General features: G+C 67.6%; 12 protein-coding genes. 5 read left to right on the top strand and 7 right to left on the bottom strand.

Annotated elements, in window-relative coordinates:
- The first annotated feature begins 175 nt into the window (after positions 1-175).
- From PWF70_RS18995 to PWF70_RS19010, 4 genes are all read left to right on the top strand, one after another.
- On the top strand, positions 176-1,975 hold the full coding sequence (locus PWF70_RS18995) for an N-acetylglutaminylglutamine amidotransferase (RefSeq protein ID WP_279939725.1): 1,800 nt from the start codon (positions 176-178) through the stop codon (positions 1,973-1,975).
- Positions 1,972-3,885: a S9 family peptidase gene (locus PWF70_RS19000; RefSeq protein ID WP_279939724.1), complete on the top strand. Its 1,914-nt coding sequence runs from the start codon at positions 1,972-1,974 to the stop codon at positions 3,883-3,885. Before PWF70_RS18995 ends, PWF70_RS19000 begins: the two co-directional genes overlap by 4 nt.
- Positions 3,886-3,893: 8 nt before the next feature.
- Positions 3,894-4,586, top strand: a complete 693-nt coding sequence (locus PWF70_RS19005) for a GntR family transcriptional regulator (protein WP_279939723.1) — start codon at positions 3,894-3,896, stop codon at positions 4,584-4,586.
- 158 nt (positions 4,587-4,744) lie between these two features.
- Positions 4,745-6,373, top strand: coding sequence for an NCS1 family nucleobase:cation symporter-1 (locus tag PWF70_RS19010; protein WP_280088730.1), 1,629 nt, complete (start codon positions 4,745-4,747; stop codon positions 6,371-6,373).
- A gap of 91 nt (positions 6,374-6,464) precedes the next feature.
- Here PWF70_RS19010 and PWF70_RS19015 read toward each other — a convergent pair whose 3' ends face one another.
- From PWF70_RS19015 to mftE, 6 genes are all read right to left on the bottom strand, one after another.
- Positions 6,465-7,328, bottom strand: a complete 864-nt coding sequence (locus PWF70_RS19015) for an LLM class flavin-dependent oxidoreductase (protein ID WP_279939721.1) — start codon at positions 7,326-7,328, stop codon at positions 6,465-6,467.
- Between the two features lie 169 nt (positions 7,329-7,497).
- Entirely contained in the window at positions 7,498-8,184 is a 687-nt protein-coding gene (locus tag PWF70_RS19020; RefSeq protein ID WP_483154512.1) for a hypothetical protein, read from the bottom strand.
- Positions 8,171-8,602, bottom strand: coding sequence for a PPOX class F420-dependent oxidoreductase (locus PWF70_RS19025; protein ID WP_279939719.1), 432 nt, complete (start codon positions 8,600-8,602; stop codon positions 8,171-8,173). Before PWF70_RS19025 ends, PWF70_RS19020 begins: the two co-directional genes overlap by 14 nt.
- A gap of 137 nt (positions 8,603-8,739) precedes the next feature.
- Positions 8,740-10,071 carry a mycofactocin system GMC family oxidoreductase MftG gene (gene mftG / locus PWF70_RS19030; protein WP_279939718.1) on the bottom strand — a complete coding sequence of 444 codons (1,332 nt, stop codon included), beginning with the start codon at positions 10,069-10,071 and terminating at the stop codon, positions 8,740-8,742.
- A gap of 35 nt (positions 10,072-10,106) precedes the next feature.
- Positions 10,107-11,708, bottom strand: a complete 1,602-nt coding sequence (mftF, locus tag PWF70_RS19035; RefSeq protein WP_280088729.1) for a mycofactocin biosynthesis glycosyltransferase MftF — start codon at positions 11,706-11,708, stop codon at positions 10,107-10,109.
- The gene (gene mftE, locus PWF70_RS19040) at positions 11,705-12,415 is read right to left on the bottom strand and encodes a mycofactocin biosynthesis peptidyl-dipeptidase MftE (RefSeq protein ID WP_280088728.1); all 711 of its coding nucleotides are present in this window, start codon (positions 12,413-12,415) and stop codon (positions 11,705-11,707) included. Before mftE ends, mftF begins: the two co-directional genes overlap by 4 nt.
- Positions 12,416-12,593: 178 nt before the next feature.
- Between mftE and PWF70_RS19045 the strand changes: the two genes are divergently transcribed.
- Positions 12,594-13,703, top strand: coding sequence for a CaiB/BaiF CoA transferase family protein (locus tag PWF70_RS19045; RefSeq protein ID WP_286352732.1), 1,110 nt, complete (start codon positions 12,594-12,596; stop codon positions 13,701-13,703).
- Between the two features lie 153 nt (positions 13,704-13,856).
- Here the strand turns inward: PWF70_RS19045 and PWF70_RS19050 are convergent, their stop codons facing one another.
- Positions 13,857-14,669 carry a mycofactocin-coupled SDR family oxidoreductase gene (locus PWF70_RS19050; protein WP_075864003.1) on the bottom strand — a complete coding sequence of 271 codons (813 nt, stop codon included), beginning with the start codon at positions 14,667-14,669 and terminating at the stop codon, positions 13,857-13,859.
- Between the last annotated feature and the right edge of the window lie 119 nt (positions 14,670-14,788).

The following is a 14,788-nucleotide window of genomic DNA, read 5'->3' on the forward strand; positions in this document are numbered from 1 at the left end:
GCCTGCCTCCCGGCAACGATGCTCATAGGGTGGAGAAGGTCCCGCCGTCGACGCCACTCCTGCCGGAGCGGGGCAAGAACCCCGGGGCCCGGCCCTGGAGTGCGGCAGTATCGAAGAGGGACGGTATCGACGGGGAACCGACCGACAGGCGCCACCGAGCAGGAGGACAGAGATCATGTGCGGAATCTGCGGCGAGATCCGTTTCGACGGTAGCGTGCCCGACGTCTCGACAGTCGACGCGATGACCTGCGAGATGACGCGCCGCGGGCCCGACGGGAGCGGCGTCTTCGCGAAAGGGTCTGTCGCTCTCGGACATCGGCGCCTGAAGATCATCGACCTGTCCGAGAAGGGCAGCCAACCGATGATCGACCCGGTCCTGGGACTGGCGCTCGTCTTCAACGGTTGCATCTACAACCATCACGAGCTGCGGGCCGAACTCGAGGCGAAGGGTTACTCCTTCTTCTCCCACGCCGACAGCGAGGTGATCCTCAAGGCCTTCCACGCCTGGGGTCCCGACTGCGTGGACCACTTCATCGGTATGTTCGCCTTCGCGATCGTCGACACCGACACCGGCGTGGTGACCCTCGGCCGCGACCGCCTCGGGATCAAGCCGCTCTATCTCGCCGACACCCCGGGACGTCTACGGTTCGCATCATCGGTACAGGCACTCCTCCGTGCCGGTGACGTGGACACCTCGATCGATCGTGTTGCGCTGCATCACTATTTCAGCTTCCACGCGGTGGTCCCGGCCCCGCACACCATCTACAACGGCATCCGCAAGCTGCCCCCGGCCACCGTCATGGTCGTCCATCCCGATGGTCGACGCACCGAACGGAAGTACTGGGAGCCGAGCTTCGAGGCCCACCCCGATCGCGCCGACTGGGACGAGCAGCGATGGCATGCCGAGCTCCTGGACTCCCTACGCACCTCGGTGAAGCGCCGCATGGTCGCCGACGTCCCGGTCGGCGTGCTCCTGTCCGGCGGCGTCGACTCGTCGCTCGTCGTGGCTCTGCTCGCCGAGCAGGGACAGACCGACCTGGCCACCTTCAGCATCGGATTCGACTCGGCGGCAGGCGAATCCGGCGACGAGTACGCCTACTCCGACCTGATCGCCGACACTTTCGCGACGGATCATCACAAGATCCACATCGGTACCGACCGGTTGCTGCCCGCGATCCCCGACACCGTCGCCGCGATGGGCGAGCCGATGGTCAGTCACGACTGCGTGGCCTTCTATCTCCTGTCACAGGAGGTCAGCAAGTCCATCAAGGTGGTCCAGTCCGGGCAGGGCGCCGACGAGATCCTGGGCGGCTACAGCTGGTATCCGCCGCTGCGCGGTGTGCCGCGCCAGGACACGACCCGCGCCTACGCGAACGTCTTCTTCGACCGCGACGACGCCGACATCCGCAGCATCCTCGCCGACGAGTACCTCCTCGAGTCCGGCTACGACCCCAGTTTCGCCTTCGCCCAAGCACACCAGTCGGCTCCGGGCGCCGACACCTCGGTCGACGCGGCGCTGCGGCTCGACACCACCGTCATGCTCGTCGATGACCCGGTCAAGCGCGTCGACACGATGACGATGGCGTGGGGTCTCGAGGCCCGAGTGCCCTTCCTCGACCACGAGTTCGTCGAACTCGCCGCCACCTGCCCGGCCGAGCTCAAACTCGCGCACGGCGGCAAGGGTGTTCTCAAGGAGGCGAGCCGGACGCTCCTGCCGTCGGCGGTGATCGACCGGACCAAGGGTTACTTCCCGGTGCCCGGCATCCGCCACCTGACCGGCGGGGTCCTCGACCTCGTCAACGACACCCTCCGGTCGCAGTCCGCCGTCGACCGCGGCCTCTACCGACCCGAGGCGCTCGACAAGCTCTTCGGCGACCCCAACGGCATCCGCACGCGCCTCGACGGGAACGAACTCTGGCAGGTCGCGCTCATCGAGATGTGGCTCCAGACGATGGAAGCGAACGCCCGCCGGTGACCGCTCTGCGTTTCGACGACCGCGGTTGGAAGACATACGGCGCCTCCCTCTCACCCGACGGGAGTGCGTTCGCCTACATCGTCGACGACGGCAACGGGTACCCCCGTGCGGCGCAACGATCCCTGTCCCGGGACGGGGTCGGCGACCTGCGCTGGGTCAAGCTGCGGTCCACCGGTCCGGTCCGAAAGATCGTGCACTCCACCGACAGCCGCTGGCTGGCCGTCGAGATCGCACCGAGCGGCGGTGAGCACCACCAGGTCTGGGTGGTCACCACCGACCCCGACGACGACACCGCGCACCGGATCGCGGCCACCCGCCCGGACGGCCGGTCCTACGGGACCGTCCGCCTCGTCGGCTGGGACACCGACTGGGTCCTGCTCACCGCGATCGACCACGACGGCACCACGCATGCGTTGCGCGTCCACCCCGGCACCCAGACCCCCCGTACCCTCGACCTGCGCGTCGGCAGCGAACTGATCGACTCCTGGAAGGGTGCGACCCTCGTCCGCGTCGGCCCGCGCGGTTATCACGACATGCTCCTGATCCGGCGCCGTCCCGACTCGCCCGACGACGAGGTCACGATGACGCCGCTGCTCCCCCAGGATCCTGGCGCGGTCACCGACCAGGGTTATGTGCTCGACCAGGGTTTCGATCACACGTCACTTGTCTTCGTCCCCGCGCCGAACGAACCCATCCGCGACCTCGACAGCGTCCAGGCGCTGGTGCGCAGCGACTTCGACGCGAAGTTCCCCCGGCTCCTCGGCGTCGAGGTGAGCAAGTTCGGCGTCCGCTTCCGGGTGATGGCGCAACGCGTCGACATCGGGCTCGACGAGTTCGCCGTCAGCCACGATCAGTCGACCGTCGCCCTGTTGTGGAACGTCAAGGGCCGCAGCGAGTTGCAGATCCTCACCCTCCCCGATCAGACGCTGCATCCGCCGGTCGAGCTCCCCGGCGAGGTCGCCCATGATCTCTCGATCAGTGCGGCGGGATCGGTGGTGTCGGTGACCGTGTCGAGCCCGCAGCACTCTCCGCTCGTCCACCTGATCGACGTCGCGAACCGGAGGGTGACGCCGGTGCGGGACGACGTCGTCACCGGTGAGGGTCCATCGAGCCTTCTCCGCCCCGAGCTCGTGGAGTTCTTCGCGCGGGATGGCATGCCGCTGTCGGGTTTTCTGTATCGGGCCGCGAAGAAAACCCGCGACGAGCGACCCGGCCCGACGCTGCTCTACTTCCACGGCGGCCCCGAGGGACAAACCCGACCTGACTACCAGTTCCTCTTCGGCCCGCTCGTCGATGCCGGGATCACGGTCTTCGCCCCCAACGTCCGTGGCTCGTCGGGTTACGGCCGACTCTTCTCCCACGCAGACGATCGCTACGGCCGGTATGCCGGCATCGACGACGCCGCGGACTGCGCGGAACTGCTGTGCCGCCTGGGGATCGCCGATCCGGACGCGGTGTACTGCTCGGGCCGCTCCTACGGGGGCTACCTGACCCTGGCCTGCCTGACCTTCCACCCCGACCTGTTCGCGGCCGGTATCGCCATCTGCGGCATGAGTGACCTCGAGTCGTTCTTCCGCAACACCGAACCGTGGATCGCCGTCGCCGCCTACACCAAATACGGGCACCCCGAATCGGATCGCGAGCTACTCGCCGACCTCTCCCCCATCCACCGCATCGACGACGTGCGCGCACCCCTGCTCGTCGTACACGGCGCGCACGACACCAACGTCCCGGTCAGCGAGTCACAGCAGATCGTCGCCGAGCTGCAGGCACGTGGTGCGGTCGCCGAGATGCTGATGTTCGACGACGAGGGCCACGAGATCGTCAAGCGCAGCAATCAGCATCGACTGACCGAGGCCGTCGCCGAGTGGATCGCCAAGTACCCGACGCGGCCCGGGGTGATGCGGTGAACCGGCGGATGACCGACCGGTTGATCGCGCAGCTCGCGGACACCCGAACCGGCAACGAGCGCGCCAACGTACTCGAGGAACTCCGTCGGCTGATCCTGTCCGGTGGTGCACCTCCGGGAACCCAGATCCCGCCCGCCGAGATCGCCGACGCCTTCCAGGTCAGTCCGATACCCGTGCGCGAAGCGCTGAAGACCCTTGTCGGTGAGGGTCTCGTCGTCCATCGACCCAACGCCGGGTACCACGTCAGCCAGCCGTCCACCGACGAGCTCCGCGAGATCTACTTCGTCCGTGGAACCCTCGAACAGGCCGCTCTCGCCCGATCGGTCGAGCTCATCGACGAGTCCGCACTGCAGATCGCCCGGGACCGTCACGCCGAGCTCCTCGTCGCGGTGAAGTACAACGACGGCAAGGCATTCCATGACGTGTCCCGCGAGTTCCACCGCGCCCTCACCACCCCGTGCGCGATGCCGCGACTGCTCAACATGTTCGAGGCGACCTGGAACCTCACCGAACCCTTCCAGATGATGCGGGCGGTGACCTCAGAGACCCAGGCCGCACTCAACACCGACCACGAAGACCTCCTCGATGCCTTCGCCGACCGCGACACCCCGGCGGTTCTCGAGGTCGCACGCCGGCACCACCAGCGACTCGAGAGCGCGATCGTCGAAGCGGCCGATCTCCTCGACGTCCGCCACGATTGACCCGTCCCAGGACCGTCGAATCGGGCACCCGTCGATGTGCCCAGCGGAATATATTTGCGCGTTCATCGTCAGGTAACAAACCGTTCCTACTTTTGTCCCATCAGCATTTCCGCACCTGAGAGCGGGTTTCCACGCTGAGAGACGAACCGGGAGAACACATGTCCACACCGACCCCTGCCGAGGCGGCCCAGTCGCATCACGGCGCCGCGGGCGAGAGCGTCATCAAGGCAAGCTACGACGAACGACTCACCAACACCGATCTCGCACCGCTGAAGGAACAGAAGTGGACCTGGTACAACATCTTCGCGTTCTGGATGTCCGACGTGCACAGCGTCGGCGGCTACGTCTTCGCCGGCAGCCTCTTCGCGCTGGGGATCGCCGCGTGGCAGGTCCTCGTCGCCCTGCTGGTGGGCATCGTCGCCGTCAACATCCTCTGCAACCTCGTCGCCAAACCGTCTCAGATCGCGGGGGTCCCGTACCCGGTGACGACGCGGGTGTCCTTCGGTGTCAAGGGCGCCAACATCCCGGCGATCATCCGCGGCGCGATCGCGGTCGTCTGGTACGGCATCCAGACCTATCTCGCCTCGGTCGCATTCGGATTGCTCGCGCTGAAGTTCTGGCCGGGCCTCGAACCGTGGGGTGACGTCGACCAGCACGGCTTCCTGGGACTGTCGCTGCTCGGCTGGGCCGGTTTCCTCCTGATGTGGGTCCTGCAGGCCTTCGTCTTCTGGAACGGCATGGACACCATCCGCAAGTTCATCGACTTCTGCGGTCCCGCTGTCTATGTCGTGATGATCGCGCTCGCCGGCTATCTGATCGTCAAGGCGGGCTGGAGCAACGTGAGCCTCGACCTCTCGGTCGGCGACGGCCTCACCGGATGGTCGTCGATCACGATGATGATCAGCGCGTTCGCGCTCGTGGTCTCCTACTTCTCCGGACCGATGCTCAACTTCGGCGACTTCTCCCGTTACGGAAAGAGTTTCGGCGAGGTCAAGAAGGGCAACTTCTGGGGCCTGCCGGTCAACTTCCTGTTCTTCTCGCTGCTCGTCGTGTGCACGGTCTCGGCGGCGGTGACGGTCATCGGCAAGGACGCGGACGGCAACATCATCACCGACCCGGTCCACATCGTCGACAAGATCGACAACACCACCGCCGCGGTGCTCGGTGTGCTGACCTTCGCCATCGCCACGATCGGCATCAACATCGTCGCCAACTTCGTGTCCCCCGCCTTCGACTTCTCGAATGTGGCCCCTACCAGGATCAGCTGGCGAACCGGCGGCATGATCGCCGCGGTCGGCTCGGTCCTGATCACCCCGTGGAACCTCTTCAACAACCCGACCGCGATCCATTACACGATGGACACGCTCGGCGCCGTGATCGGTCCGCTGTTCGGCATCCTGATCGCCGATTTCTATCTGGTCAAGAAGCAGAAGATCGTCGTCGACGACCTGTTCACCATGAAGCCGGAAGGCGCTTACTGGTACCGCAACGGATGGAATCCGGTGGCGGTCGCGTCGACCATCGTCGCCTCCATCCTGCCGATCTGTGTCGTCATCTTCGGCACCGCCTACCAGGCCAGCTTCACCTGGTTCATCGGCGCCGGCCTCGGCCTGGCGGTCTACTGGCTGGGCATGAAAGTCGTTCCCACCCATCTGATCTACGGTGCGGCACTCACCGCTCACACCACCACCGACATCGCGGTCGACGCCACGGGTGAACCCGTGGGCTACCCGGCCCCGGAGCCGGCGGTCGCCGGGGTCACCGCCGAAGAGGCACCGGGCAACTGATGCGACGAACGTCATCACCCTGACACCTCCCGGGAGGAAGTCGGCGCTGATCGATCGGGCCGCGCGATTCGTCGCGCGGCCCGTTCCGGGTCTACCGGCTCTGACCCAGCCCGCGCTCCGCGATCGCCTCGAGAACGTCCATCGACGCCTTGTAGGGTTCGGTGTCCCGCGGCCAGGGCACGATGATGTCGGTGAAGCCGAGTTCGGCTGCGCGGCCGACCATGTCGTCGAACAGGCCGACACTCTCGAGCGGGTTACGCGGGGCGGCCTCGAGACTGAGGTATCGGTCGATCCGACGGCCCGGTCGCCGACCCAGTTCCTCGTCGACGATGGCGACGGCCCGTCCGACAGATGCGAACCACTCGTCGAGGCCCTCCGTCGCCTGGCCGGTGGTCACCCACGCGTCACCGTGACGGGCGGCGAACCGCACCGAGCGTGGACCGTTGCCGGCGAGCAGGAAAGGCACCCGGTCTCGTACCGGTCCACGTCCCAGGCGCATGTCGCGGGTGCGGAAGTAGCGGCCGTCCGCGTCGACGTGGTCCTCGCTCAATGTCCGGTCGAGGAGTCCGACGAACTCCTGGAATCGGTCGACCCGCTGCCCGACGGTCAGTTCCGGCTGCCCGAGCACGGCGTCGTCCGGTGTGCCGCCGACACCCAGCCCCAACAGGAAGCGGCCGTCCGAGATGTCCACGAGAGTCTCGACCTCGCGCGAAAACGCCGCCGGGTGACGGAAGTTTGGCGAGACCACGAAGGCACCGAGTTCGATGGTGCTCGTGACCACGGCGGCCGCCGACAACAACGGCATGCAGCCGGACCAGAGCGAGTCCGGCAGGCCGCCCCAGACGAGGTGGTCGTAGGTCCAGGCGTGGTCGAAACCCATCGCCTCGGCCAGAATCCACCGCGGCCGGGATTGTTCCCAGGTCAGATCGGGGAGGATGCAGATGCCGTAGCGCACGGCTCACACTGTACTTCGGCTCGCCGGGCGACTTGCGGGACCGCGCCGGGGATCTCGACGACCGATCCTGCGTGCGTGGTCACGGAGACGCTGGTAGCGGAGAACGCGGCACCGGTTGCGCCGACGGAGATCCCGGCCGGCATCGTCACATTCTCCCGTGCGACGCGGATCAGCGGTGCCGGGTTTCCGGCAGCACGATCGCAGACGCCACGAAAAAGCAGAGCGCGCCCACGAATGTCCCGGCGTTGGCGGCGATGGCATCGGCTGTCACCCCGTCCTTGTTGACGAAGGCACCGACGGCCGACACCCCGAACGCGACACACCCCACCCAATTCATCAGGACCGACCACCAGCGCCGGTCCTCGAAGTCGAGACCGTGACCCGTCGACCGGGAGTACGCGGCGAAGGCGACCGCGCCGCTGATCAGGAAGGCAACCGAGCCACCGGCGTCGGGAGACCACACGAGGTGGCGCTCACCGGCAACCGTGTGGGCGAACAGGGCGCTCGTCGTCGAGATGTTGAACAGGATCGTACCGACGGATTGGGTTGCGGCGCTCAGCCATTCGGCGCGGACCGCCGACCCCGGAAGAGATGACTCCAGTTCGGCCGGCGACGCGCTGCGCACCAACTGGATGAAGCCGGCCCCGGTGAAGAACCAGGCGCCGACGAAATAGCACAGGTTGACGACGTCGGCGCCGGCGAGCTGCCCGAGTCCGGGGGCCGACCCGAGGGCGAACAGGGCGGACCCGACCATGAAACCCCAGCACTGTTTCGGCAGCGTGGGTGCGAACGGCGCAGTGGGCCAGGCACGACGCCGCGTCGCCGTCCATCGCGCTGAGGACTCACGCGGTGACATCGAGTTCCGCGATGACCTTGCTCGGTTCGATCCAGACGCCCAGTTCACCCGGTACGCCGTTGCGCGCACCGAACTCCTCGGCCCGTTCGGCACCCATGTATCGCGCACCGCACAGCGTGGCGATCCGCCGCACTTCGTCGAGGTCCTCCGTCACCACCACCCGGCCCTGCACCTGGACGAAGCCGAACGGCGGTTCCTGCAGGTCGACCGACATCGCGACACGCGGATCGCGCAGGAGCGCACGACCTTTCGCGGTGGTAGCACCGGTGTTGAAGGCCAGGCGGTCTCCGTCAAGGACGAACCAGACCGGGACCACCAGGGGCCTGCCATCGGCGGCGGTGTATCCGAGGTGCCCGGTCTTGGTACCGGAGGCCAGGAATTCCCGGACCACGGGATCCGACAGCGACGTTCCAGACATGTATCCAGCCTAGGTGTTCCCGGCCGAAGGTCCAGGTTCCCGCGTGGCCGATTCCTTCCCGCTTACCGGACAGCGCCTGCGGGAAGGAAACAGACACCGCGGGAAGGATGCGGTATCCAGGACGAAGAACTGCTCGCTCACCCCTCATCCGAGAGCCGGTTGCCGATGTGGACGGCCACCATCATGATCGTGGCGTGCGGCCCGCTGTGGCCGCCCGTCGGCAGGATCGATCCGTCGACGATACGCAACCCCTCCGTCCCGTGCACCGCACCGAGCGCGTCGGTGCGCACACCCATCGGCATCGAGCCCCACGTGTGCTGCGAGAACCCCGGCACCGCGGCCACCGAGACGCTGCCCGGAACGACGATGCCGGCGAACTCGGTCGAGTGCAGCATCTCCACCACCCGGTCGGCGCCCGCACGCATCGCGGCGGTGACCTCGGCCGACGGTTCTCCGAACACGAGACGGACGCGCTCGCCGTCGGCGACGAGTCGCACCGGCGATAGGTCCATCGCGGTCACCTCGACCATCGGCCCGCTGTACGGGAGACCGTCGATGTAGGCCGCGAAATCATCCCGGTAACAACGGATCTCGAGACCATCGACAGTGTGCACCACCGACGGCAGCACCATCCCGGGTTCGGCCGGTCCCTTTCGGCGATAGGAGACGGCCAGTCCCCGGTGTTCACCGGCGTCGAGGAATGCGGCCCCGCCGAGCGGCTCGAGGTCTGAAGCGAGTAGTAGTTGCGCGGTGCCCAGCGTGCCGCCGGCGAGGATCACCTCGCCGGCTCTGAAGGTGGCCCGATCGGTACGCACGCCGGTGACGCGCCGCCCGCCGGAGACCTCGAGCCGCCGGACCTCGCAGTCGGCCACCACGCGGAGATTCGGCCGGCCGAGCGCCGGCTCGAGGTAGGCCTGAGCCGCGGTCCGGCGCTCCATCCCGGATCGGTTGCCGAGTACCCGGTTCACGCCGGTGACCGGCCAGCGGTCGTCGAACGGACGGACAGCCGTCCGCGCCGACCAGTACCGTTCGAAAGCCCTTCCGGCATCACCGAGTTCATCGTCGGACACCGGTGAGACACTCATCGTGCCCCCACCCCCACCCCCGTCGAGCTCGGAGTAGGCGGCGTCGATCGCGTCGAGGCCCCAGCTGTCCGGCCAGTCCGCGAAGTCCTCCGGATGCCAGCGCAGGAAGTATCCGCCGTTGACCGCGGAGGAGCCCCCGATCGCACACCCCCGCGCGGCGGTGAGGCCGTCGAGATCGGTGGTGTGCCGGACCGCGTAGGGCGCGTGATCGCCGATGGGGAGACGTCGGAGGTCCCGCGCCTCCGGCCCCGGCCAGCGCCCGGGTCCGCGCTCGAGCAGCACGACGTGCCGCCCGGGTTCCCTCGACAGCTTCTCCGCGAGGACGCAGCCGGCACTCCCCGCACCGACGATGACGACGTCGGCGCTCAGGACTTCGGCGCTCATGTCATCGGGCGTCAGACGATCATTGCGCGGCAACGTCATCGCGAGATGACCGGGCGCAATGCCTCCGCGTCTCGATGGGTGATGACGCCCTGCCACAGACCTGCGCCGTAGGCGAGGTCGTCGAGGCGGCGCATCAGCAGGTAGCGGAACGGACCCAGCGCCGGTGGGGTCGTCGGGTCCGCGAGGAGATCCCGGAACCAGGACACCACCCCCTCGACGATCGCCACCTGGATCGCGAGTGTCCGGAAACGTCTCGACACGAGCGCCATGAGCAGGGCCACCGGCCAGTAGTGCCGGCAGATCGCATCAGCCGCCTGGAGTAGGCCGAATCCGGCGGCCCGACCGGTGAGTTGCGCCGAGACGAGCGGCGCCGACGGTAGGTCGCCCAACCGTTTGCGGAGCCGGGTCGCGAGATGGGTCAGGATGAGCATCGCCAGCGTGGTGCCGAAGCGGGTTCGGGTCAGCAGAGCTGCGACGGCCGCGGCCATCGGCACCGACATCACCAGCGGGGCGGCCCGGTTGCCGTGACGTGCGGCGAGGTGGGCTGCGCCGGTTCCGTAGAAGCACCGGCGAGACAGCACCGACCGCATGTCGGTGCGGTGATCATGTGCCACCCGTGCGACCGGGTCGTACCGAATCCGCCATCCCGCCGCGTGCATACGCCAGCACGCGTCCACGTCCTCGGCCACCCTGAGCGACTCGTCGAAACCGCAGAATGCGCTGCGCCGCACCACGATTGCCGCGCTGGGCACGTACGGCACACGGGTCGACGGCAGGACCGCGGACTCCTCGGGGCCCATATCCAGCGAGGACCAGCCGTTCTCATAGCACTCGGCCAGCGAGGACGACCGGGCGGCGGACCGGAGTCCCACGATACGCGGGGCCACGATCCCGACCGTGGGGTCGGAGAAATGGGTGAGCAGCACCGTCAGCCAGTCCGGATCGGGCACGACGTCGGAGTCCAGGAAGGCCACGAAATCGGTGGTGGCAGCGGCCGCTCCGGCGTTCCGTGCAGCCGCCGGACCACGATTCTCGTCGAATCGGATCACGCTCACGCCCGGCCTTTCGGCGACGATCGGGGCGTCCGACCCGTCGTCCACGACCACGACGGTCAACCCGTCGAGGGCGTCGAGAAGGCGGTCGACGCCGGCCTGGTTGTCCTTGACCGGTATCACCACGGTGACGTCGGCGGGCTTCGGGCCGAACATCGGACGCGGGTTGGCGACCCCGGCGTCGAGTAGAGCACGCGCGAGACGACGGGTCACGTTGTCGCACACCTCAATTCGACCGTCGTCCGAGGTCATGCCGAGCGCGGTGTCGGACATGCGCATCAACCGCGTCGGCGAGCCGCCGACGAGGTACCGGAGGTCGCCGCCACGCGCGGAGCGCAGGTCGATCTGGACCTGGAACCCGTCGGGCAGGTCGGCGGGGTTCCCCGTCGCCCTCGCGTCCGTCGAATCGGCATCCTCACCCGAGTCGCTCTCCGAAACCTCTTGTGCGCCGACGTTTCCCTCATTGGCGGCGTCGCCATCGATCGTGTCCCGGTCGGTCACGTCCCTGCCCTCGGTCACGTCGTCACCACTGATGCCCTGGGCCGCGCCACGGCCACGGGGGGCCGAATCGTCGAGTGCGGTCATCCGAGTCGCCCCTGGTCGTCGACCTCCCAGGAGACGAGCGCCGCACCGAGGCGATCGGTCACCTCGGCCACCAGGCGTCGCCCCTCGTCGGCGGAGGCCTCGGTGGGATCACCCAGGACACCGTTCGGGCTGACCGCCCCGACACCACCCTCGCGCATGGCACCGAGCAGTGCGCCGACCGGCTCTCGATTGCCGGCGACCGCCCGTGACGTGTCGACCGACGACGGCGAGACATGAAGCAGCACCGAGGTTTCCGTGAAACCGGCATGTGCGTCCGCGCCCGGGAAGGCGCACGGGAACCAGGCGGCATCCCGTCCCTCGTAGCGGAGTCGGGTCACCGCGTCGATCAGCGTGCGCGTGTTGCCGCCGTGTCCGTTGACGAAAACGATGCGCCGCGCCCATCGGCAGGCACTGCGGCCGTATTCGATGAGCATCCCGCGCAGGGCGTCGTGTCCGATCGAGATCGTCCCGGCAAAACCCTCGTGCTCGCCGCTCGCGCCGTAGTTGAGGTCGGGGGCACGGAGAATGTCGGAATCCCCGAGGCGCTCACACACGACGTCGGAGACCGCCGCGGCGATTCGCGTGTCGGTGTCCAGAGGCAGGTGCGGACCATGCTGCTCGACAGAACCGAGAGGTACCACGAGAGTGACCACCTTTCCATCGAGGTCCGGCCAGCTGCACTGCCCCAGCGTCGACGGTCCTGTCATCTGACCAATGCTAGCCATCGCGCTCCCAGGCTTCTGCCCCTCGGCCCAAAAACAGGAAGAAAAACGGGCCGAAAACGTCGTGCCGACCACATTGACGAGCGTTCGATCGGTTATGGAATGCTATTGCGTGACACGTGACGCCTGACACAGTGGCGGTACAACGACCGGAGGACGACACATGAGCAGTACGACACCCCACAACAGCGGAAAACCCGGCCCACTCAGCTCCATCCGGGTCATCGAGTTCGCTGGTATCGGCCCGGGACCCCACGCGGCCATGTTGCTCGCCGATCTCGGCGCCGACGTGGTCCGTGTCCAGCGTCCCGGCACGCTCCCGAAGCCCGGCGTGAACGCCGACGCGCTGCTGCGCGGCCGTCGCGTCGTCGAGGCCAACCTGAAGGACGAGACCGATCGCGCGACGATCCTCGATCTCGTCGCCAAGGCTGACGTCATCATCGAGGGTTTCCGCCCCGGCGTCATGGAACGCCTCGGCTTCGGCCCCGATGACCTCGCCGAGGTCAACCCCGGCCTCGTGTACGGCCGTATGACCGGCTGGGGCCAGGACGGCCCCCGCGCCAACCTCGCCGGCCACGACATCAACTACATCTCGCTCACCGGCCTGCTCCACGCCATCGGCCGCAAGGACGATCGTCCGGTGCCGCCGCTCAACCTCGCCGGCGACTTCGGCGGCGGATCGATGTTCCTCGTCGTGGGCGTGCTCGCCGCTCTGCTCGAGCGCGGCATCTCCGGCAAGGGCCAGGTCGTCGACGCGGCCATGGTCGACGGCGCTTCCGTTCTGGGACAGATGATGTGGGCGTTCCGCGGCACCGGCCTGTGGAGCGACGACCGCGGCACCAACATGCTCGACACCGGCGCCCCCTACTACGAGGTCTACGAGACCTCGGACGGCAAGTACATGGCCGTCGGCGCCATCGAGCCGCAGTTCTACGCCGAGCTGCTGAAGGGCCTCGGCCTGGCCGACGCCGATCTCCCGGCGCAGAACGACATCGCGAACTGGGGCACGCTGAAGGAGATCTTCACCGAGACCTTCAAGTCCCGCACCCGCGACGAGTGGGCCAAGGTCTTCGACGGCACCGATGCCTGCACCTCGCCGGTGCTGACCTTCGCCGAGGCGCCCGCCGACGCGCACATGGCCGCTCGCGCCAACCTGATCGACATCGACGGCGTCACCCAGGCGCAGGTCGCGCCGCGCTTCTCGCGCACCCGGCCGGAGACCCCGGTCGGCCCCTCGACCGAGGCCGTCGACCCGAAGACCCTCTGGGCCTGATCCGTCAAGGATTCCCACCACCTCAGGCAGCGAGGAGCACTCCCCTCCGCTGCCTGAGGTGCGAGGAGCGAAAGCGACGAGCCACGAAGGCCTGGCGAGAATCCTCACCAGCCCTTCGTGGCTCGCTTCGCTCGCACCTCAGGGAGCAGGGGATCAGACCTTCGAGTGCCCCATGTCGATCTGGAACTCGGCACCGGTGATGCCCTTGGCGCTGTCGGAGGACAGGTACAGGACGGCGTCGGAGATCTCGTCGCACGACGCGACCGGGTGGTAGTCCAGCATCGACACGAAATGCGGGGTCACCCACGGCTTTTCGAAGAGTCGGTGGGCCTCGGTGTCGGCGACTCCCATCGGGGTGTCGACCGCGTAGGGGTGGACGCTGTTGACGCGAATCCGGTAGTGGCCGAGTTCCTTGGCCGCGGTCTGCGTCAGACCGACCAGGCCGTGCTTGGACGCCGTGTACGACGCCTGCATCGGCATCGCCTTCAATCCGGCGACCGAGCTGATGATGGTGATCGAGCCGCCGTTGCCGGCTTCGAGCATCGCCGGGACGGTGGCCCTGAGCGTCTTCCATGCGCCGACGAGGTTGATGTCGACGACATCGGTGAACTGCTCTTCGGTCAGCTCCCACACCTTGCCCCAGGTGAGCACACCAGCGTTGGCGACGACGTGATCGAGGCGGCCGAACTGCTCGACCGCATCCGCGACGAGCTGCTGCTGGAACGCGAGATCCCGCGTATCACCTTGCCGGGCAAGGATCTTGCCGCCCACACCCTCGACGAGCCGGATCGTCTCCTCGAGATCGTCGGCCGTGGCGGGCGGATAGGTCGCGTGGTCGATGATCGGACCCGCGATGTCGAGACCCACGATCGCGGCGCCCTCACGGGCGAACCGGACCGCGTGATTACGGCCCTGACCACGGGCGATGCCGGTGATGTAGACGACCTTGCCGTCGAACTGTCCCATGGCAGAACTGTAACACGTTCTAGTTCTGTCGCGGGTGCTGTTTCCCGCGGGTTCTGCCCGGCAACAGGGCCGAGACGCTCCCGCCCGCCGACCGGATGTCCGGCGGCGGGCGGGAGTGT

It is taken from the genome of Gordonia sp. Swx-4 (assembly GCF_030316175.1).
Classification (GTDB): Bacteria; Actinomycetota; Actinomycetes; order Mycobacteriales; family Mycobacteriaceae; genus Gordonia; species Gordonia alkanivorans.